The following is an 18,663-nucleotide window of genomic DNA, read 5'->3' on the forward strand; positions in this document are numbered from 1 at the left end:
GTGACTCCTGTCGAGGGGACCGGTCGGAGACCGGAAAAGACGGGGCTGTGCGGCGTGACAGCCCCGGTTTTTCTCAGACGAAGAAGACGGAATTGACGTTCGGCACCGCGAGCGAACCCGCGGACTTGCCGGGCAAGCCGGTGGCCGGGTCGCGCGGCAGCCAGGTGACAGTGCCGGAGCGCTGATTCGAGACGTAGAACCACTTCTCGTCCGGATCGAGCGCGAGGTGCCGCGGCCAGTTGCCGCCGGAGGGAGCCGAGGACACCAGGGTGAGCCCGGCTCCGCCGTCGGCGACGGTGAAGGTGGCGATGGTGTTGGGGCCGCGAACGGTGGCGTAGACGAACTTTCCGTCGCGCGACACGGTGATCTCGCCGGGGAACAGTTCGCCGGTGCTGCCCGGCGGAACGGCAGGCACGACGGCGATCGGCTTGAACGCGCCGGTGGCGGAATCCCAGCTGGCGACGGTGATCTCCGGCCGCAGTTCCTGGGCGACGTAAGCGAATTTGCCGTTCGGGTGGAACGCGAGGTGTCGCGGCCCGGCACCGGCGGGAAGGGTGATCTGCTTGTGCAGCTTCAGCTTTCCCTTGCCGGTGTCGAACGAGTAGACGTACACCGAGTCGGTGCCGAGGTCGACCGCCAGCACCCACTTGCCGGACGGGTCGGCGACCACCTGGTGCGCGTGCGGCTCCTTGCCCTGGTGCTGCTGCAGGTCGGTGGCCGCGCCGAGCTTGCCGCCGGACTTGATCGGCAGCACGACGACGCTGCCGGAGTCGTAATTCGCGGCCAGCACGTACTTCTGGCTCGGGTGCACCGAAAGGTGCGTGGGCGAGCCGCCCTGGGAGGACGTCGACCCGAGCAGCTTCGGCCGGGTCGGGTCGGAGATGTCCAATGCGGACACCGTACCGGTCTCCGCGCCCTCGTTTTCGTTGGTGACGTACAGGATCCGGCCGTCGCGAGTGCGGTCGAACCAGGAGACGTCGGTCAGCTTCGGGACGGTGCGCACCGGCGCGAGCGCGGGGCTTCCCGCCGCTCGCTGGGTGACGTCGAGCCCGTGGCCCGCCGGTGCGCTGGTGGTGTAGCTGCCGACGTACACCGTCGTGGCCGCGCGCGGACGGGGCGCTGCCGTGGCGAGCTGTGCGCCCACCACGGCGGCGGCCCCGGCCGCGCCGACTGCGCCGACGAACGTGCGACGGGAAATCTCGGTCATCGAATACCCCCGGAACCTGTGCCGATGTGGTTCAGACCAATGCCATCACCAATGCTGCCACACCGAAACCGCTCAAGGAAAGGACTGTTTCCAAAGCCGTCCAGGTTTTCAGGGTCTGGGTCACGGTCAGCCCGAAATACCGGGACACGATCCAGAATCCGCCGTCGTTCACGTGCGAGGCGATGATCGACCCGGCCGAGATCGCGACCACCAGGAGCGCCAATTGTGCTTGCGAATAATGCAGTTCCAGCACTGTCGGCGCGACGATGCCGCTCGTCGTCACGATCGCGACCGTCGCCGAACCCTGGGCGATGCGCATGCCGCAGCTGATGATGTACGCCGCCAGCAGCACCGGAAGCCCGGCGTCGCCGAGAGAACCGGCCACCGCCTTGCCGATGCCGGTGGCGGACAGCACCGCTCCGAAGAACGAACCCGCGCCCACCACGAGAAGAATCATCGCGACCGGACGCAGCGCGTTGGCGGAAAGCTGGGCCAGATCCGCGCCGCTCATCCCGCGACGGCGGCCGAGCAGCCACGACGCGAGCAGCGTCGCGATGGTCAGCGCGATGGCCGGCGTGCCGAGGAACGCCGCGATACCCGCGCCGGTGGACCCCTTGGGCAGCAGGATGCTGCCGAACGTGCCCACGAGGATCAGTACCAGCGGCACCGCGATGATCCCGCCGACCAGCTTGAGCGACGGCGCGGGTCCGTCCTGCTCGCCCTCTTCCCCGGCGAGCTTCGCGAAGTCCTCGGCCAGCGGCACGTTCACCCGCTTGCCGATCCACGTCGAGTACAGGATGCCGCCGATGAACCACGCCGGGATGCCGCAGACCGCGCCCATCAGGATCAGCCAGCCGAGATCGACGTGCAGGAGCCCGGCCGCGGCGACCGGTCCCGGGTGCGGCGGGATGAAGGCGTGCGTGATGGAAAGCCCGGCCAGCAACGGCATCGCGTACAGCACGATCGACCGGCCGCCCTGCTTCGCCGCGGCGTAAACCAGTGGCGCGAGCACGAAAATGCCGATGTCGAAGAACACCGGGATACCGAAGATCAGCCCGGAAAGACCCATCGCGAGCGGAGCGCGTTTCTCGCCGAACGTGCGCAGCAGCGCCGAGGTGAGCACGCGCGCGCCGCCGGATTTCTCCAGGATCGAACCGAGCAGCGTGCCCAGCCCGATGATCGCCGCGATGTGCCCGAGAATGCTGCCGAAGCCCTTCTCCAGCAGCGAATCCGAGGTTTTCTGCGCGGTGCCGACCAGGGTGCCGACCGGCACGCCCGCGGCCAGCGCGGTGAGCAGGCCCACCACGATCAAGGCGATGAACGGTTCGACCTTCACCTTGATGATGAGGAAAAGCAGCACCGCGATGGACACCGCGGCCAGCGTGAGCAGACCGGCCGTGCTGGTCTGCAGCCAGTGAATCATCGTCGACTCCCGGGATGGCGAAGGGAATGCCCGGCGAGCGCGCCGGTGGGGGATCCGTCTTCGAGGGCGGCGACGCCGTTGACGAAGACGTGGGAGAGACCCGCGGCGGGCTGCCGGGGGTTGTCGAACGTCGCGGTGTCGGCGACCGTGTCCGGGTCGAAGAGCACCAGATCGGCCGCATAACCGGGCCGGACAAGGCCCCGGTCGGACAGCCCCAGCCGCCGTGCCGCGCGCCCGGTGAGGTGCGCGATGCAGTCGGCCAGTTCGAGAACGCCCAGTTCGCGGACGTAGCGCGCGAGATACCGAGGGAAGGTGCCCCACGCGCGGGGATGTGGCCGCGCGCCGACCAGCAGGCCGTCCGAGCCGCCGGTGTGCGTGCGGTGCCGCATGATGGCTTGCACGTTCTCCTCGTGCCCCACGTGCATCAGGCACGAGGTGCCGAGCTTTTCGTCGATCAGCGTGTCGAAGTACAGCTCTGCGGGGGATTTCCCCGCGGCACGCGCGGAGGCGAGGACGCTGTGCCCCACCAACGCGGCGTTCTCCTCGCGGCGGACACCGTTGATTTCGATGGCGTCCCAGTCGATCGGCACGCCGTGCGCACCGTCCGAACCGGACTCTTCGATCTCCGCCCGGATCCGTTCGCGAGTGTCCGGATCGGACAGTCGGGCGAGCGTTGGTTCCAATCCGCCTTCGGTCGACCAGCTCGGCAGCAGCGCCGACAGGTAGGTCGCGCCGGGCAGGTACGGGTACGTGTCGAGGGTGATGTCGCAGCCGTCGTCGAGCGCGTTGTCCAGCAGCCGCAACAGATCCGGCGCTTTGCCCTTGTTGACGGAGAAGTTCATCGTCGCGTGCGCGAGGTGCAGCGGACAACTGGAGCGGCGGGAGACGTCGACCATCTCCGCGAACGCCTCCAGCGCGCCCGCGCCGTAGCTGCGGTGGTGCGGGCTGTAGTAACCGCCCCGCTCGCCGACCACGCGGCACAGCTCGACCAGTTCCTCGGTGGTCGCGTACATCCCGGGCGTGTAGGTCAGCCCGGACGACAGGCCGAACGCGCCTTCGGACAGCCCGGTCGCGACGAGTTCCTGCATCCGGGCCAGCTCGGCGCCGGTGGCGGGCCGGTCTTCCCAGCCCGCCACCAGCATCCGCACCGTGCCCTGCGGGACCAGGTACGCGGCGTTCGTCGCGATGCCCTGGTCGAGCCGGTCGAGGTATTCGCCGACCGAGCGCCAGTTCCAGTCGAACCCGGCCGGGTCGTCGTTCCATCCGGCCAGCTGCTGGCGGAGGGAGACAAGCACCTCGTCGTTGACCGGTGCGTACGAGAGACCGTCCTGGCCCAGCACCTCGGTAGTGACGCCCTGGCTGATCTTCGCCAGGTGGTCCGGGTTGGCGAGCACCTGCAGGTCGGAATGCGAGTGCATGTCGATGAAGCCGGGGGAGAGGACCAGCCCGGTCGCGTCGAGCACGCGCGGCGCGGTGAGTTCTCCCGGCGCGGCGACGTCGGCGATGCGGTCGCCGGCGATGCCGACGTCGCGGATTTCCAGCGGGGCCCCGGTTCCGTCGGCGACGCGTGCGCCGCGGATCACGAGATCCATCAGAACCACGTCCGTACGAAATCGACCACTGTCTCGCCGTCGCTGTCCACGACCGGCAGCAGCGACCACTTGTCGAACGTCGTGCAGGGGTGCGACAACCCGAGCCGCACCCAGTCGCCGACCTCGACCGGCGAGCCTTCCGGCAGCTCGAGGAACGCGTGCTGGTCGTTGAGCTTCGGAACGGTGTGCCCAGTCAGCTCGGTGACCACGCCGTCCTTGCGCAACAGCTGCGGCTCCGGCATGCCTTCGTCGTACGGCAGATCGCGCTTGCCCGCGGTGAGCAGCGCCAACGCCGGCGTCGGCTTCGACGTCACCTGCGCCCACGCGTGCAGCGCCGGACGGAAGCTGTCGACACCGGCGATGCGCGGGTGCTCGCCGAGTGGCGAGATCTCGCGGTAGAAGCCGTCGTCGTGCGTCAGGTACGCGCCGCTGCGCAGGATCGGGACCACTTCGAGACCGTTCGGCCACGGCTTGGTCAGCTCGTCCACGACGCGGTCGAAGTACGCGCTGCCGCCTGCGGTGACGTACACCGGGCCGTCGGCGAGCAAACCCTTATCCGCGAACGTGACCGTCGCGTCGCGGAGACTGTCCACATAGGAACTGATCTTCGTCAGCGCGGCTTCGTCGGTGTGGTGCGAAAGCGCGCCTTCGTAGCCGCCCGTGCCGCGCAGCCGCAGCACCGGGCTCTTCGCCGCCGCCTCGGCCACGGCAAGCGCGGTCGCCGCGTCGCGGACGCCGGTCCGGCCGCCTTCGCCGCCCAGCTCGACCAGCACATCGACGGGCCGTTCGGCACCGGCGAGCGCTTCGGTCATCAGCTCGACGCTGCGCACGGAGTCGACCCAGCAGACGAACTCGAAGTCCGGATCCGCCGCCAGCTCGCCGGCCAGCCAGCGCAGTGCGGACGGATCCACGAGCTGGTTCGCCAGCAGGATCCGCGGCACGCCGAACGCGCGGTAGATCCGCACGTGCCCGGCGTTCGCCGCGGTGATGCCCCACGAGCCGTGCTCCAGCTGCCGGGCGAACAGCTCCGGAGCCATCGTCGTCTTGCCGTGCGGCGCGAGCGCGATGCCGCGTTCGGCGCACCAGCGGGCCATGGTGGCGAGGTTGTGCTCCATCGCGGCAGCGTCGAGCACCACGAACGGACCGAAGAAGCCGTCGTCGAAGAGTTTCGCGCGGCGGGATGCGGCTTCGTCGAGAGTGAGCCCGGACAGTGCCGGGGGGAGGGCGCGGAAGCGCCAGTCGATCCGTTCGCCGCGCCCGGCTCGGACGGCGGCGGTGAGAGCGGCGTTGCTGTTCATCTGGGACCTCGGTTGCGTATCTTGCAACGGACGTTGCGCAAAATGCGTTGCATAGGTGTAGCATCCGGGTCGCCACAGGTCAACGGGGAAGGGACGTCAGTGACCAGCAGTCCGACTGGGTCGCCCGAAGTGCTCTGCATCGGCGAGTCGATGGCGTTGTTCGTGCCCGCCGAACCCGGCCCGCCGGACGAGGTGCGCACCTGGCTGCGCACCATCGGCGGCGCGGAGTCGAACGTCGCGTGCCACCTGCCCGCCCTCGGCGTGCCGAGCGGATGGGTCAGCGCGGTCGGCGACGACCCGTTCGGCCGCGCGCTCGTCCGCGAGATCGCCTCGGCGGGCGTGGACGTCCGCGGCGTCGTGGTCGACCCGACGCGCCCGACCGGGCTGTACGTGAAGGAAAGCGGCGCGGGCGGCAGTCCGGTCCGCTACTACCGTTCGGGGTCCGCCGCGTCCGGCATGGGCCCGGACCTGGTGTCCCGGCTGGATTTCTCCGGTGTTCGCGTGCTGCACCTTTCCGGGATCACTCCCGCGCTCTCGGACAGCTGCCTCGCGCTCGTCCGCGCGCTGCTCGACCGTCCGCGCGGCGACCTGCTCGTGTCGTTCGACGTCAACCACCGCCCCGCGCTGTGGACCGGACGCGACCAGTCCGTGCTCGCCGAACTGGCGGGGAAGGCGGACCTGGTGCTGACCGGCGACGACGAGGCGGAACGCGTGTGGGGCACCGGTGATCCGGTGCGGCTGCGCGCGCTTCTGCCCGGCCCGCGTACGTTGGTGGTCAAGCACGGGGAACGCGGCGCGACGCTCGTCGAGGGCTCGGCCGAACCGCTGTTCTCGCCCGCGCTTCGCGTTGACGTGGTCGAGCCGGTCGGTGCGGGTGACGCGTTCGCTGCCGGATTCCTGGCCGCGACTCTGCGCGGCGCCGATCCGCTTACGAGGCTTCGGCGCGGTCACCTGCAAGCCGCGGCGACGCTGTTGACTCAAGACGACGTCGGCGTACCGCTGGCCGAAGCCGTCGTGACGAAGCTGGTGCAGGCGGACGCCGACAGCTGGGGTTCGGTCCGGCTCACCGGAGAGGGAGTGGTGGCCACGTGAGCCAAAGTCTCGACCGCGCGCTGACCCTGCTGAGCGGTCTCGCCCGCGGCGGCAAGACGCTCGACGAGCTGGCCGAAGAGATCGGCGTGCACAAGACGACTGTGCTGCGGCTGCTGCGCACCCTCGAATCGCACCATTTCGTGCGGCGCGAAGGAGTTCGCCACTACCGGCTCGGCAGCGCGCTTTTCGACCTCGCCAACCAGGCGCTGGAGGACCGGGACGTCCGGCGCAGTTCGCACGAAGCGCTCGCCGAGCTGAACCTGCGCACCGGGCACACCGTGCACCTGGCGTCCTATGAGGACGGCGAGGTGGTGTACATCGACAAGTTCGAGGGACACCACGCGGTCCGGATGTACTCGCGGGTCGGCAAACGCGCGCCGCTGCACTGCACCGCGGTCGGCAAGGTGCTCGTCGCGGCGATGCCGCGGGCGAAACGCGAGGAGATCGCCCGCGCGATCGACTACGTCGTGCTCACCGCCAACACCATCACCACGCCCGAGGCGTACTTGGCCGAGCTGGACCAGGTCGCTGAGCGCGGGTACGCGGTGGACAATGCCGAGCACGAGGACTTCATCCACTGCATTTCCGCGCCGGTGCGCGGCGCGGGCGGCGAAGTGCTCGCCGCGGCGTCGATGTCGGTGCCGAAGGTGCTGCTGGACTACGACGGGCTGCTGGCGCTCGTGCCCGAGCTGCTGGCCGCCGCGGAGAAAGCTTCCGTCCACAGTGGATGGACGGGGAACGGAAAGGGGCAATGATGGGCAAGACGGCGATCACCAGCGAGAACGCGCCGAAGCCGCCGGCGAACTTCTCGCAGGCCGTCCGCAAGGGGAACATCCTGCAGGTCGCCGGCGCGGTCGCGTTCGACCCGGCCACGAACGAGATCGTCGGCGACGACGTCGTGAGCCAGACCCGGCAGGTGTTCAAGAACCTGACCGCGCTGCTCGAAGAAGCGGGCTCGAGCTTCGCGGACGCGGTGATGGTGCGCGTGTACCTCACCGACACCAGCCACTTCGCCGCGTTCAACGAGGTCTACAACGAGCTGATCGGCGAGGCCCCGCACGCGGCCCGCACCACGGTGTACGTCGGGCTGCCCGCCGGTCTCCTGGTCGAGATCGACGTGCTTGCCGTTCTGGACTGAGCCGCACGGGTGCCCGGCGACGAGCCGGGCACCCGGTTTCAGCCGAGGACGCTCGTGTACGCGTTGATCGCGGGCTGCCCGCCGAGGTGCGCGTACAGCACGTTCGAGTCCTTCGCGATCTCACCGGTGCGCACGAGGTCGATCAGCCCGGCCATCGACTTCCCCTCGTACACCGGGTCGGTGATCATGCCTTCCAACCGTGCGGCGGTACTGATGGCGTCGAGCGTCTGCTCATCCGGAATTCCGTAAACGCCCGCGTGATAACGCTCGTCGAGTTCGGGGTCGTCAACCGATCCGGCTTCGATCAGCTCCGCCGTGCTCTTCGCGATCCGGCCGATCTGCTCGCGGGTCTCCCCGGGCTTCGCCGACGCGTCGATCCCCAGGATCCGCCGCGGCTTCCCGCTCGCTGCCGCTCCGGCCATCATCCCCGCCTGCGTGCTGCCGGTGACCGAGCAAACCACGACGGTGTCGAAGAAAACGCCCAGCTCGCGTTCCTGCTCCTCGAGCTCCAGCACCCAGTTCGCGAACCCGAGCCCGCCGAGTCGGTGATCCGACGCCCCGGCCGGGATCGCGTACGGCGTGCCGCCGTTCGCCTCGACCTCCGCCAGCGCCTGCTCCCAGCTCTCCTTGAAGCCGATGCCGAACCCGGCGTCGACGAGCCGGACGTCCGCGCCGAGGATCCGCGACAGCTGGATGTTGCCGACCTTGTCGTGCAGCGGATCGGCCCAGTCGACCCAGCTTTCCTGCACCAGCACGGCTTTCATTCCCGCGCGCGCCGCCGAGGCCGCGACCTGCCGCGTGTGGTTCGACTGGACGCCGCCGATCGAGACGAGCGTGTCCGCGCCCTTGGCGAGCGCGTCGGCGACGAGGTACTCCAGCTTGCGCGTCTTGTTGCCGCCGTAAGCGAGGCCGGAGTTGAGGTCCTCGCGCTTGGCCCAGACGGCCGCGCCGCCGAGGTGTTCGGTCAGCCGCTCCAGCCGGTGCACCGGCGAGGGCCCGACGAGCAACGGGAAACGGGGGAAATCAGCCAGGCTCACGCGTCCTCCAGGAGGGCTTCGAGATCGGTCCAAATCGTGGAAGTGACCTGTGCGGCGGTTTTCTCGTCGCCGCTTTCCAACGCGTCGATGAGTTCCTCGTGCCGGGTGACCGAGCGATGCGCGGGCAGCGAGCTGAACCGCGCGTATTCGAGCCGGCGCAGCAGCGGCGTGTACCGGTCGAGCGTCGCCGCGACCGCCCGGTTGCCGCACGCCCGCACCGGGATGTCGTGCAGTTCGTCGTCCGCTTCGATCGCCTTGCCGACGTCTCCTTCGGCGACAGCTTCGCGAAACCGCTCGTTGGCCTCGCGCATGTCCGCGATCTGCCGAGGGCCGAGCCGGGCTTCGCGCACGGCCAGCTCGTGCAACGCCCGGACGAGCCGGACCGCGTCGCGGACGTCGTCGGCCACGAACTCGGCGACCCTCGTGTAACTCTGCGGCTTCGACACCACCAGCCGGTCCTCGGCCAGCCGCAGCAGCGCCTGCCGGACCGGGGCGCGGGAAAGCCCGAGCTGCTCGGCGAGGTCGGAGTCGCGCAGGGAAGTGCCCGGCGGGAGGCTGCCGTCGATGATGGCGTGCCGGATGAGCTCGTACGCCTCGTCGCGCAGCAGCGGGCGGGAGACCTTGGGGAGTGCACTCACATCTAACATGTTAGATGTCGGAGGCAGCTGGAGGCAATGGCCCGGAACGACGGGACCCGGCGCTGGGGACGCCGCGTCGCGCGGTTCTGCCCGTGCGGCATGCGTTGGCGCTGCTCGCTGGAATGGCGAGGACCTCGCTGCGAGCTGATGTCTCAGGGGCGAGTCGCGCAGTTCGACATGCCTCGGTGCCGCCCGCCGGAAACGGCGAGGTTCCCGCTGCGACCGCATGCTTCAGGGTTCAGTTTGCGCAGTCCTGCTCCCGCGCGGCACTGCCCGCCGGAAATGACGAGGCCTAGCCGAGAGCCGCCGCTTCAGGGGGCGCGTCGCGGAGTCCCCACCCACGCGGCATGCCTCGGTGCCCGCCGGAAATGACGAGGACCCGCCCCGGCCGATCGCGGAGCGGGTCCTGCCTTCCTGGAACTCTGGGGCTCAGTAAACCGGCCCGGTGTACTTCTCGCCCGGCCCCTGGCCCGGCGGATCCGGCACGACCGACGCCTCGCGGAACGCCTTCTGCAGCGACTGCAGTCCGTCGCGAAGGGGTCCGGCGTGCAGGCCCAGGTACTCGGCGGAGGCGGTCACGAGCCCGGCGAGCGCGGTGATGAGGCGGCGCGCCTCGTCGAGGTCGCGGTGCGGCGAGTTCTCCGGGTCGGCGTCGGCGAGGCCGAGGCGTTCGGCTCCCGCGGACAGCAGCATCACCGCGGCGCGGCTGATCACCTCGACGCTCGGGATCTCCTCGAGCCCGCGGTCGTCGGGGGAATACGGGGGCGGTGGCGAAGGTTGTTCAGACACGTCTGGTACCCTTCCACGTGCGACCAGCTCCCGAGCGATCGGGGGCGGCAAGTGGAGCCCCGCTCCCACCCGTGTCACCGACTGAGGTGTCCGGGTCCGGTCTCGCCGAAGTGGTGCATGCCGTCCTGGCAGCGTACTGCGGAGGCGAAGCGTTCGGCTTTCCGGCCGGGCGCGATCGGAGACAGAGCGGGCCCCGTGCACCGGCAGCAGCCGGCGTCCGGGGCCTGAATCGTGTGGGCACCAGGTCGAACGAGAAAACATCACTCGGACCAAGGAGGCCCCATCAGCTCCGAGACACGCATCAACGACCGCATCCGGGTGCCGGAAGTCCGGCTCGTCGGCCCTAACGGCGAGCAGGTCGGCATTGTCCGGATCGAAGATGCGCTGCGGCTTGCGCAGGAGGCGGATCTCGACCTCGTCGAGGTGGCCCCGCAGGCACGCCCGCCCGTGGCCAAGCTCATGGACTTCGGCAAGTTCAAGTACGAGAGCGCGCAGAAAGCCCGCGACTCCCGGCGCAACCAGCATCTGACCGTCATCAAGGAACAGAAGCTGCGGCCGAAGATCGACCAGCACGACTACGAGACCAAGAAGGGTCACGTGTCGCGGTTCCTGGCGGCGGGCAACAAGGTCAAGGTCACGATCATGTTCCGCGGTCGCGAGCAGTCCCGGCCGGAGCTCGGTTTCCGGCTCCTGCAGAAGCTCGCCGACGACGTCACCGAGCTCGGCTTCGTGGAATCGTCGCCGAAGCAGGACGGACGCAACATGATCATGGTGCTGGCCCCGCACAAGAACGTGAAGCCGAAGGCGGCGAAGGCCGATTCGGCCGAATCGGCTCCCGAGGCGTAGCGCCCCAGCGCCGACCAGCACAGTCAGCGGCACACCGGGTCATCCGGTGTGCCGCCGCACGGAAGAGGACAACAAGCATGCCGAAGATGAAGACGCACAAGGGCACGTCGAAGCGCGTCCGCGTGACCGGTTCGGGCAAGCTGCGCCGCCAGAAGGCCGGCCGCCGCCACCTGATGGAGAAGAAGTCCAACCGCCTCACCCGCCGTCTCGAGGGCACCACCGAGGTCGCCCAGAGCGACGTCGGCCGCGTGAAGCGCCTGCTCGGCCGCTGAGGCCCGCACCCTTTCCCGACCACCCCGGGGTCCTCGCACCCCCCGAATTCGACAGGATGGACCAGTGGCACGCGTCAAGCGGGCGGTCAACGCCCAGAAGAAGCGTCGCGCGACTCTCGAACTGGCCAGCGGTTACCGCGGCCAGCGTTCGCGGCTGTACCGCAAGGCCAAGGAGCAGACGCTCCACTCGCTCAACTACGCCTACCGCGACCGCCGCGCGCGCAAGGGTGACTTCCGCCAGCTGTGGATCACCCGCATCAACGCGGCCGCTCGCGCCAACGGCGTCACCTACAACCGGTTCATCCAGGGCCTGAAGGCCGCCGGTGTCGAGGTGGACCGCAAGATCCTCGCGGACCTCGCGGTCAACGACGCGGCTGCCTTCGCCGCGCTCGCCGAGGTCGCCAAGGCAAACGTCACGACCGGCGAAGCGAAGTCGGCCTGACCGGCAGCATTTTCCGGCCCGGGGCGGATCCGTTCACCGAACGGACCCCCCGGGTCGTTGCCGCGCGCAAACTGACCCGGCGCGCGGAACGAGAGAAGACCGGCCGCTTCCTGGCCGAAGGGGTCAACGCCGTCACCTCGGCGCTTTCTCACGGCACGGTGCACGAGCTCTTCGTCACCGAACGCGCCGCCGCAGCACACCCTTCCTTGGTGGCAGCCGCCCCTCGCGTCTCGCCGATCACCGAACGCGCGGCCGCGAGCCTGTCGGAAACCGTGACGCCGCAAGGAATCATCGCGGTCTGCTCGCTGGTCGACCGTCCGCTGGAGACAGTCCTGGCCTCGGCCCGGCTGGTGGTGGTCCTGGTCGACGTCGCCGAACCCGGCAACGCGGGCACCGTGATCCGGGTAGCCGACGCTGCCGGCGCCGACGCGGTAGTCCTGGCCGGCGACACCGTCGACCCGCACAACGGCAAAAGCGTCCGCGCCGCCGCCGGGTCCACGTTCCACGTCCCGCTCGCGCGCGCCCGCGACATCCCGTCGGTCCTGACGACGCTGCGCTCAGCCGGCCTCCGAACGCTGGCCGCGCACGGTTACGCGTCGACTTCGCTGGAGACTGTCCACTTCGGAGACCCGGTGGCCTGGATCTTCGGCAACGAAGCGCACGGCCTGCCTGAGGACGTGTTGTCCTCTGTGGACGAAGCAGTCCGGATCCCGTTGTACGGCAAGGCGGAAAGCCTGAACCTCGCGACCGCCGCCGCAGTCTGCGTCTACACGGCGGCAATGGCCGCGCACCGCTGACCGCGGCGGATCTCCGGCACGTCTACTGGATCGGCGGCACTCCCGGCGCGGGCAAATCGACGATCGCCCGCCGCCTCGCCGCCCGCTACGGCTGGCGCCACTACGCGACCGACGACACTATGCGCGCCCACACGACTCCTTCTACAGCTCCGATGCTGCACGCCTTCCTGTCCATGGACATGGACGAACGCTGGGTCTGCCGGTCCCCGGACGTCATGCTGGAGACGTTCCCTTGGTTCCGGGGCGAGGGTTTCGGGCTGATTGTCGAAGATCTCCTCGGCCTGCCTTCGGAACCGTCTGTCGTCGTCGACGGTCTCCGGTTGCTGCCGCATCTGGTGAAGCCGCTGCTGGGAGCCGTGGACCAGGCCGTCTGGCTCCTGCCGACGCCGGAGTTCCGCCACGCGGCGATCGAAGGCCGGAGCGCGCCGGGGGAGGGTTTCGTATGGCGGACCAGTGATCCGGCCCGGGCTGCGGGCAATCTCGCCGAACGGGACCGGATGTTCACGACCCGCCTCCGCGAGGAAACCTCGAGGCTCGGGTTGCGGGCGATCGAGGTTGACACTGTGACTTCGGCGGACGAACTTCTTCGCCAGGTGACGACCGCCTTCCGCCTCTGACCCCCGGTTGCCTTCAACGGGTCCCGCCGCGGGCTCCGGCTTGCTTGGCGCATGATCGTTTCCCTGTGCTGCCAGAACTGTCACCGAGATGGTGTCGCGGCAGGTTGGTGTTGCGGCGGCTCGCCGCCAGCCACGACGCGGAAATCACGACACGGAAACCACGACGCAGAAATCAGTAGCCGCACGCTGAGATGCCCGATGCCGAACGCTTCGCCAGCCCACCTGCGCTTCCTGCCGCGGCTTGCGGCACTCCTGCCGAACTTCCTCCGCACTCTGCCGAACTCCCTCGGCACTCATGCCGAACTTCCTCCTCGCTCTTGCTCCCTTCTCACTCTTGCCAGGTTCCTTCCGTGCTCTCGCCGGGTTCCATCCGCACTTTTGCCAGGTCCTGCCGCACGCATGCCGCATACCTGACCGGGCCGCCAACCCCCTTCGCCCGCTGCCGCCATCCGAACGGTGCATCCCGGCCGCCCACCCCCGAGCTTCGATCCCGCGGTCTTCTCTCCCGAACACCCACAAGACTTCGCCCGCCAAGCACGGCGACTTTGCCGTCCTAATCCTGTCCAGCTGCACGGTCCCGTGCGGGTGTCCGCGGCAAGCACGGCGCTCCGCTGTCGCAAGCCTGCCCCGCCGCCACCCCGTCCTGCCCCGCCGTCACCCCGTGCGGGTATCCGTGACAAGCACCGCAGCGCCGCCGTCCCACACCCGTCCCACACCCGGTCCCGCCCGTCCCACATCCGTCCCGCGGTCACCCGGGCTGCCATCCGCGGCAAGTCGGTCGAGGGGCGGTCCTCACCTGATCCGCTGACGTCCGTTCGGGTCTTCGGCGACGGTCGGTCGTGATCACGGGGCGGATCCGGCGCAGCGGCTCCGGAAGCGGAGGGTGAGCGGCCGGGCCTGGAGCCCGATCCCCTAGACTGAGCTGCCCGATGTGCACGTGCGGCAGCATGCCCGCGTGCCGCCGACAACACAGTCCCAGTGGACGCCGAGGAGTCATGTCCGGAGCCACAGAACAGCCGGTCGACGTGCTCGCACCGGAGACCCTGCGCGCGGCGGTCAAGGCGGCCGAGGACGCCTTCGCCGGCGCGGCCGACCTGGACGCGCTCGCCGCCGTCAAACCGGCCCATCTCGGGGACCAGTCTCCGGTGCTGCTGGCACGCCGGGAGATCGCCGCGCTGCCGAAGCAGGAGAAGGCCGACGCGGGCAAGCGCGTCAACGAGGCCCGGCAGGCGGTGCAGTCCGCGTTCGACGCGCGCCGCGCCGCGCTGCAGGCCGAGCGCGACGAGCGGGTGCTTCGCGAGGAGGCCGTCGACGTCACCCTGCCGTGGGACCAGGTTCCGCGCGGAGCCCGGCACCCGATCAGCACGCTGTCCGAGCGCATCGCCGACGTCTTCGTCGCCATGGGCTACGAGGTCGCCGAAGGGCCCGAGCTCGAGGCCGAGTGGTTCAACTTCGACGCGCTGAACTTCGGCAAGGACCATCCGGCGCGCCAGCTGCAGGACACGTTCTACGTCGGCGAGGAAGGCTCCGGCCTGGTGCTGCGCACGCACACCTCGCCGGTGCAGGCCCGCAGCCTGCTGCACCGCGACCTGCCGGTCTACGTCGTCTGCCCGGGGCGCACCTACCGCACCGACGAACTCGACTCGACGCACACGCCGGTGTTCACCCAGGTCGAAGGCCTCGCCGTCGACAAGGGCCTCACCATGGCGCACCTCAAGGGCACGCTCGACTCGTTCGCCCGCGCGATGTTCGGCGAGAGCTCCAAGACGCGGCTGCGCCCGCACTTCTTCCCGTTCACCGAGCCGTCGGCGGAGGTCGACGTCTGGTTCGAGGAGAAGAAGGGCGGTCCCGGCTGGGTCGAATGGGGCGGCTGCGGCATGGTCAACCCGAACGTCCTGCGCGCGTGCGGCGTCGACCCGGAGGTCTACTCCGGCTTCGCCTTCGGCATGGGCATCGAGCGGACCCTGCAGTTCCGCAACGGCATCCCGGACATGCGCGACATGGTCGAAGGCGACGTCCGGTTCACCCTTCCCTTCGGAACGGAGGCGTAGTGCGAGTCCCGGTGAGCTGGCTGACCGAGCATCTCGAAGTGGATGCCGACGTCACGCCGCAGGACCTGGCCGACGCCTTCGTGCGGATCGGGATCGAGGTCGACGAGCTGAGCGAGCTCGGCCCGGTGACCGGTCCGCTCGTGGTCGGCCGCGTCGCGGAGATCGAGGAGTTGACCGGCTTCAAGAAGCCGGTGCGGTACTGCCGCGTCGAGGTCGGCGAGGAACCCGACCCGGAGCCCGACGACGCGGAACTGTCCGAAGAGGACGAAGACGAGGACGACGGCCCGCTCGAGAACGAGGGCCCGCACGGCATCAAGACGCGCGGCATCGTCTGCGGCGCGAGCAACTTCGCCGAGGGCGACCTCGTCGTGGTCGCGCTGCCGGGCGTGGTCCTGCCGGGCGATTTCGAGATCGCCGCGCGCAAGACGTACGGCAAGGTCAGCGACGGCATGATCTGCTCGGCGGCAGAACTCGGCCTCGGCGACGACCACAGCGGCATCCTCGTGCTCCCGCCGGGCACGGCGAGCCCGGGCGACGACGCGAAGGATCTGCTCGGCCTCGACGACACCGTCATCGAGGTCACGCCGACCCCGGACCGCGGCTACGCGCTGTCGATCCGCGGCCTGGCGCGCGAACTGTCGAACGCGCTCGACGTGCCCTTCGGCGACCCGGCGATGCTCGACAGCTTCCCGGAAGCCGAGGGCGAGGCCTGGCCGGTCCGGGTCGAGGACCCCGAGGGCTGCCCGCGGTTCGTGCTGCGCCGCGTCACCGGTCTCGACGCGACCGCGCCGACGCCGTGGCGGATCCGCCGCAGGCTGATGCTGGCCGGCATCCGGTCCATCTCGCTCGCGGTCGACGTCACCAACTACGTGATGCTCGAGCTGGGCCACCCGCTGCACGCGTTCGCGACCGCCTCCATCCAGGGCGACCTGGTGGTGCGCCGCGCGAAGGCGGGGGAGAAGCTCACCACGCTCGACGACGTGGAGCGCACCCTCGACGCGGACGACATCGTGATCGCCGACGACAGCGGCGTCATCTCCCTGGCCGGCACGATGGGCGGCGCCACCACGGAGATCACGCCGGAGAGCACCGACGTGCTTCTCGAGGCGGCGCACTGGAACCCGGCGTCGATCAGCCGCACCGCACGACGGCACAAGCTGTTCTCCGAGGCGGCGAAGCGTTTCGAGCGCTACACCGACCCGGCGCTGTGCGCGGCCGCGGTGGAACTCGCCGCGCGGCTGCTGCGCCAGTACGGCGAGGGCGCGATCCGCCCGGGCCGCACCGACGTCGGCGGCGTCGCCCCGCACGCCCCGGTGACCATGCCGATCAACCTGCCCGACCAGATCGCCGGCGTGCGCTACGAACGCGGCGTCACCGTGCGGCGGCTCGGCCAGATCGGCTGCAAGGTCCAGCTCAGCACGAGCGACCAGGGCGTCGGCCTCGTCACCGCGACCCCGCCGAGCTGGCGCGGCGACCTCGTGCAGCCGGCCGACCTCGTCGAGGAGGTCCTGCGGCTCGAGGGCTACGACAGCATCCCGTCGGTCCTGCCCGCCGCGCCCGCGGGCCGCGGTCTCACCGACGCCCAGCGCCGCCGCCGCGCGGTGTCCGGCGCGCTCGCCGAGGCGGGCTACGTCGAGGTGCGCCCGTTCCCGTTCATCGGCGACGCGGTGTGGGACGCCTTCGGCCTGCCCGAGGACGACATCCGCCGCACCACGGTGCGCGTGCAGAACCCGCTCGAAGCCGACCACGACCGGATGGCGACCACCCTTCTGCCGGGCCTGCTGGAAACGTTGCAGCGCAACGTCTCCCGCGGCCTGAAGGACGTGTCTCTGTTCCACGTCGGCCAGGTCGTGCTGCCGAAGCCGAACCAGCTCAAGGTTCCGGACCTCGGCGTCGAGCACCGCCCGAGCGACGAGGACCTCGCCGTGCTGGAGGCCGCCGTGCCCGCGCAGCCGGTGCACGTCGCCGTCGTCCTCAGCGGCCAGCGCCCGCGCGCCGGCTGGTGGGGCAAGGGCGACCAGGCAGGCTGGGCCGACGCCGTGCAGGCCGCGCGCCTCGTGGCGGAGGCCGCCGGCGTGCAGCTCACCGTGCAGGCCGCGGATCTCCTGCCGTGGCACCCGGGCCGCTGCGCCCAGCTGCGGGTGGGCGACTGGCCGGTCGGCCACGCGGGCGAACTGCACCCGAAGGTCGTCGAGGCCCTCGGCCTGCCGCCGCGCACGGTCGCGATGGAACTCGACCTGGACGCGATCCCGCTGCCCGACTCCCGTCCGGCGCCCAGCATCTCGGCCTACCCGCCGGTGCTGCTGGACGTCGCCCTGGTCGCCGGCACGGACGTCCCGTCCGCAGACCTCGCCGAGGTGCTCCGCGAGGGAGCCGGCGAACTGCTCGAGGAGATCACCCTCTTCGACGTCTACACCGGCGAGCAGCTCGGCGACGGCAAGCGTTCCTTGGCGTACAAGCTCCGCTTCCGTGCCGCGGATCGCACCCTCACCGTCGACGAGGCCACCAAGTCCCGCGACGCCGCGGTCGCCGCTGCCGGCGAGCGCTTCGGAGCGACGCTCCGCGCCTGACCCGACGCTGTCCCCGCCCCGCGCTCCGGCCACACCCGGCCGGTCAGCCGGGGCGGGGGAGCGCTGGTGCCATGGCACCCTCCTTTGTTTTTCCTGCAGACAGTTCACTTCAGCCGAGGTGCTTCATCGCCTCCCTTGTGGACAACGGGGACAGCCCCGGGTGCGCCCGGACAAACGCGCGGACCCACTCCGGTTCGACGCGGGCGTGGTCCCGCAGCGCCCAGCCAATTCCCTTGCGCAGGAAGAAATCCCGGTCGCCGAGATTCGCCTCGATCGCGTCGGCGAGTAGGCTTTGGTCCACCTCGTCCTTCGCGCTGACCTGACAGATCACCGCCGTTCGCCGGCGCCAGCGATCAGCGTCTGTCATCCAGCGGCGCAGAACCGGCGTAACCGCCGCCCGGTGCTCGCGCAGGATCGGCCCGACCCGGCGGATCGCGACCTCGTCGACGTAGTCCCACCACGCCCCGGTGACGATCAGCTCGTCGTACATCTCCAGCAGTTCCGGGTCCTGCCACTGCCGATAGGCACGGTGCCCGGAAAGATCGATCGCCGCGTACCGCTCTTCGCGGTACTCCGCTTCCCGCCACAACGCGAGCACGGTCTCGGCGAACGTCACTCGATCGGGCAGAACATGCTCGGCGAGAAGCGCCTTCATGAGTTTGCCGCGCGGCGGTTTCGGCACTCCGCGAAACGGCATCGCGGATTTCATGTACGCCTGCATTTCCGGTGCCTTGACCGGGTCGGCAAGTTCGACGAGCCCGGTTCGCACCGCCGTGATCAACGCTTCGCCCGCACGCATCGAGGGCCACCTCCGTCGTATCGGATCCCGACGATCGGGGGACAGCGCGGCTCGT

The 18,663-nt window shown here is 70.0% G+C and carries 18 protein-coding genes and 1 pseudogene; 11 read left to right on the forward strand and 8 right to left on the reverse strand.

Going from position 1 to position 18,663, the window contains the following annotated elements; genetic code table 11:
• Nucleotides 1-73: 73 nt before the first annotated feature.
• Genes ACZ7OI_RS47205 through ACZ7OI_RS47220 form a run of 4 tightly spaced genes read right to left on the reverse strand, consistent with a single transcriptional unit; the run spans nucleotide 74 to nucleotide 5,520 of the window.
• Nucleotides 74-1,207, reverse strand: a complete 1,134-nt coding sequence (locus ACZ7OI_RS47205) for a lactonase family protein (protein WP_470270638.1) — start codon at nucleotides 1,205-1,207, stop codon at nucleotides 74-76.
• A gap of 31 nt (nucleotides 1,208-1,238) precedes the next feature.
• Entirely contained in the window at nucleotides 1,239-2,630 is a 1,392-nt protein-coding gene (locus ACZ7OI_RS47210) for a GntP family permease (protein WP_470270639.1), read from the reverse strand.
• Nucleotides 2,627-4,222 carry an N-acyl-D-amino-acid deacylase family protein gene (locus ACZ7OI_RS47215; protein ID WP_470270640.1) on the reverse strand — a complete coding sequence of 532 codons (1,596 nt, stop codon included), beginning with the start codon at nucleotides 4,220-4,222 and terminating at the stop codon, nucleotides 2,627-2,629. The genes ACZ7OI_RS47210 and ACZ7OI_RS47215 overlap by 4 nt, the downstream gene beginning before the upstream one ends.
• Nucleotides 4,222-5,520 (reverse strand): amino acid deaminase, encoded by a 1,299-nt coding sequence (locus ACZ7OI_RS47220; protein ID WP_470270641.1) that lies wholly within the window; start codon nucleotides 5,518-5,520, stop codon nucleotides 4,222-4,224. The genes ACZ7OI_RS47215 and ACZ7OI_RS47220 overlap by 1 nt, the downstream gene beginning before the upstream one ends.
• A 150-nt stretch (nucleotides 5,521-5,670) precedes the next feature.
• Here ACZ7OI_RS47220 and ACZ7OI_RS47225 point away from each other — a divergent pair, with 150 nt between their 5' ends.
• Genes ACZ7OI_RS47225 through ACZ7OI_RS47235 form a run of 3 tightly spaced genes read left to right on the forward strand, consistent with a single transcriptional unit; the run spans nucleotide 5,671 to nucleotide 7,750 of the window.
• Nucleotides 5,671-6,612 (forward strand): sugar kinase, encoded by a 942-nt coding sequence (locus ACZ7OI_RS47225; protein ID WP_470270666.1) that lies wholly within the window; start codon nucleotides 5,671-5,673, stop codon nucleotides 6,610-6,612.
• Nucleotides 6,609-7,367 (forward strand): IclR family transcriptional regulator, encoded by a 759-nt coding sequence (locus tag ACZ7OI_RS47230; RefSeq protein ID WP_470270642.1) that lies wholly within the window; start codon nucleotides 6,609-6,611, stop codon nucleotides 7,365-7,367. The genes ACZ7OI_RS47225 and ACZ7OI_RS47230 overlap by 4 nt, the downstream gene beginning before the upstream one ends.
• Complete coding sequence (locus ACZ7OI_RS47235) at nucleotides 7,367-7,750, forward strand: RidA family protein (protein WP_116204166.1); 384 nt, start codon at nucleotides 7,367-7,369, stop codon at nucleotides 7,748-7,750. The genes ACZ7OI_RS47230 and ACZ7OI_RS47235 overlap by 1 nt, the downstream gene beginning before the upstream one ends.
• A gap of 38 nt (nucleotides 7,751-7,788) precedes the next feature.
• On the opposite strand, the gene ACZ7OI_RS47240 is transcribed toward ACZ7OI_RS47235, so the two are convergent.
• The 3 genes from ACZ7OI_RS47240 to ACZ7OI_RS47250 form a co-directional block, all read right to left on the reverse strand.
• On the reverse strand, nucleotides 7,789-8,787 hold the full coding sequence (locus ACZ7OI_RS47240) for a 1-aminocyclopropane-1-carboxylate deaminase (protein ID WP_470270643.1): 999 nt from the start codon (nucleotides 8,785-8,787) through the stop codon (nucleotides 7,789-7,791).
• Nucleotides 8,784-9,425 (reverse strand): GntR family transcriptional regulator, encoded by a 642-nt coding sequence (locus ACZ7OI_RS47245; RefSeq protein WP_470270644.1) that lies wholly within the window; start codon nucleotides 9,423-9,425, stop codon nucleotides 8,784-8,786. Before ACZ7OI_RS47245 ends, ACZ7OI_RS47240 begins: the two co-directional genes overlap by 4 nt.
• Nucleotides 9,426-9,854: 429 nt before the next feature.
• Nucleotides 9,855-10,214 carry a DUF1844 domain-containing protein gene (locus ACZ7OI_RS47250; RefSeq protein ID WP_037370356.1) on the reverse strand — a complete coding sequence of 120 codons (360 nt, stop codon included), beginning with the start codon at nucleotides 10,212-10,214 and terminating at the stop codon, nucleotides 9,855-9,857.
• Between the two features lie 228 nt (nucleotides 10,215-10,442).
• Between ACZ7OI_RS47250 and infC the strand changes: the two genes are divergently transcribed.
• The 8 genes and pseudogenes from infC to pheT all read left to right on the forward strand — a co-directional run bounded on the left by infC (nucleotide 10,443) and on the right by pheT (nucleotide 17,809).
• Nucleotides 10,443-11,060, forward strand: a complete 618-nt coding sequence (gene infC / locus ACZ7OI_RS47255; protein ID WP_470270667.1) for a translation initiation factor IF-3 — start codon at nucleotides 10,443-10,445, stop codon at nucleotides 11,058-11,060.
• A 77-nt stretch (nucleotides 11,061-11,137) separates the two neighbouring features.
• Nucleotides 11,138-11,332: a 50S ribosomal protein L35 gene (gene rpmI, locus ACZ7OI_RS47260; RefSeq protein ID WP_344286555.1), complete on the forward strand. Its 195-nt coding sequence runs from the start codon at nucleotides 11,138-11,140 to the stop codon at nucleotides 11,330-11,332.
• 64 nt (nucleotides 11,333-11,396) lie between these two features.
• A complete protein-coding gene (gene rplT, locus ACZ7OI_RS47265; RefSeq protein ID WP_020660351.1) occupies nucleotides 11,397-11,774 on the forward strand; it encodes a 50S ribosomal protein L20 in 378 nt (125 codons plus the stop codon).
• A gap of 8 nt (nucleotides 11,775-11,782) precedes the next feature.
• On the forward strand, nucleotides 11,783-12,571 hold the full coding sequence (locus tag ACZ7OI_RS47270) for a TrmH family RNA methyltransferase (RefSeq protein WP_470270668.1): 789 nt from the start codon (nucleotides 11,783-11,785) through the stop codon (nucleotides 12,569-12,571).
• A 29-nt stretch (nucleotides 12,572-12,600) separates the two neighbouring features.
• A pseudogene (locus ACZ7OI_RS47275) lies at nucleotides 12,601-12,708 on the forward strand (nucleoside monophosphate kinase); the annotation flags it as partial.
• Nucleotides 12,709-12,723: 15 nt separating this feature from the next.
• On the forward strand, nucleotides 12,724-13,188 hold the full coding sequence (locus ACZ7OI_RS47280; protein ID WP_470270645.1) for a hypothetical protein: 465 nt from the start codon (nucleotides 12,724-12,726) through the stop codon (nucleotides 13,186-13,188).
• A gap of 995 nt (nucleotides 13,189-14,183) precedes the next feature.
• A complete protein-coding gene (gene pheS / locus ACZ7OI_RS47285; protein ID WP_470270646.1) occupies nucleotides 14,184-15,239 on the forward strand; it encodes a phenylalanine--tRNA ligase subunit alpha in 1,056 nt (351 codons plus the stop codon).
• Entirely contained in the window at nucleotides 15,239-17,809 is a 2,571-nt protein-coding gene (gene pheT / locus ACZ7OI_RS47290) for a phenylalanine--tRNA ligase subunit beta (RefSeq protein WP_470270647.1), read from the forward strand. The genes pheS and pheT overlap by 1 nt, the downstream gene beginning before the upstream one ends.
• A 109-nt stretch (nucleotides 17,810-17,918) precedes the next feature.
• Here pheT and ACZ7OI_RS47295 read toward each other — a convergent pair whose 3' ends face one another.
• Nucleotides 17,919-18,608 (reverse strand): DNA alkylation repair protein, encoded by a 690-nt coding sequence (locus tag ACZ7OI_RS47295; protein WP_470270648.1) that lies wholly within the window; start codon nucleotides 18,606-18,608, stop codon nucleotides 17,919-17,921.
• Nucleotides 18,609-18,663 lie beyond the last annotated feature (55 nt).

The sequence above is a fragment of the Amycolatopsis sp. NPDC114503 genome (assembly GCF_055633655.1).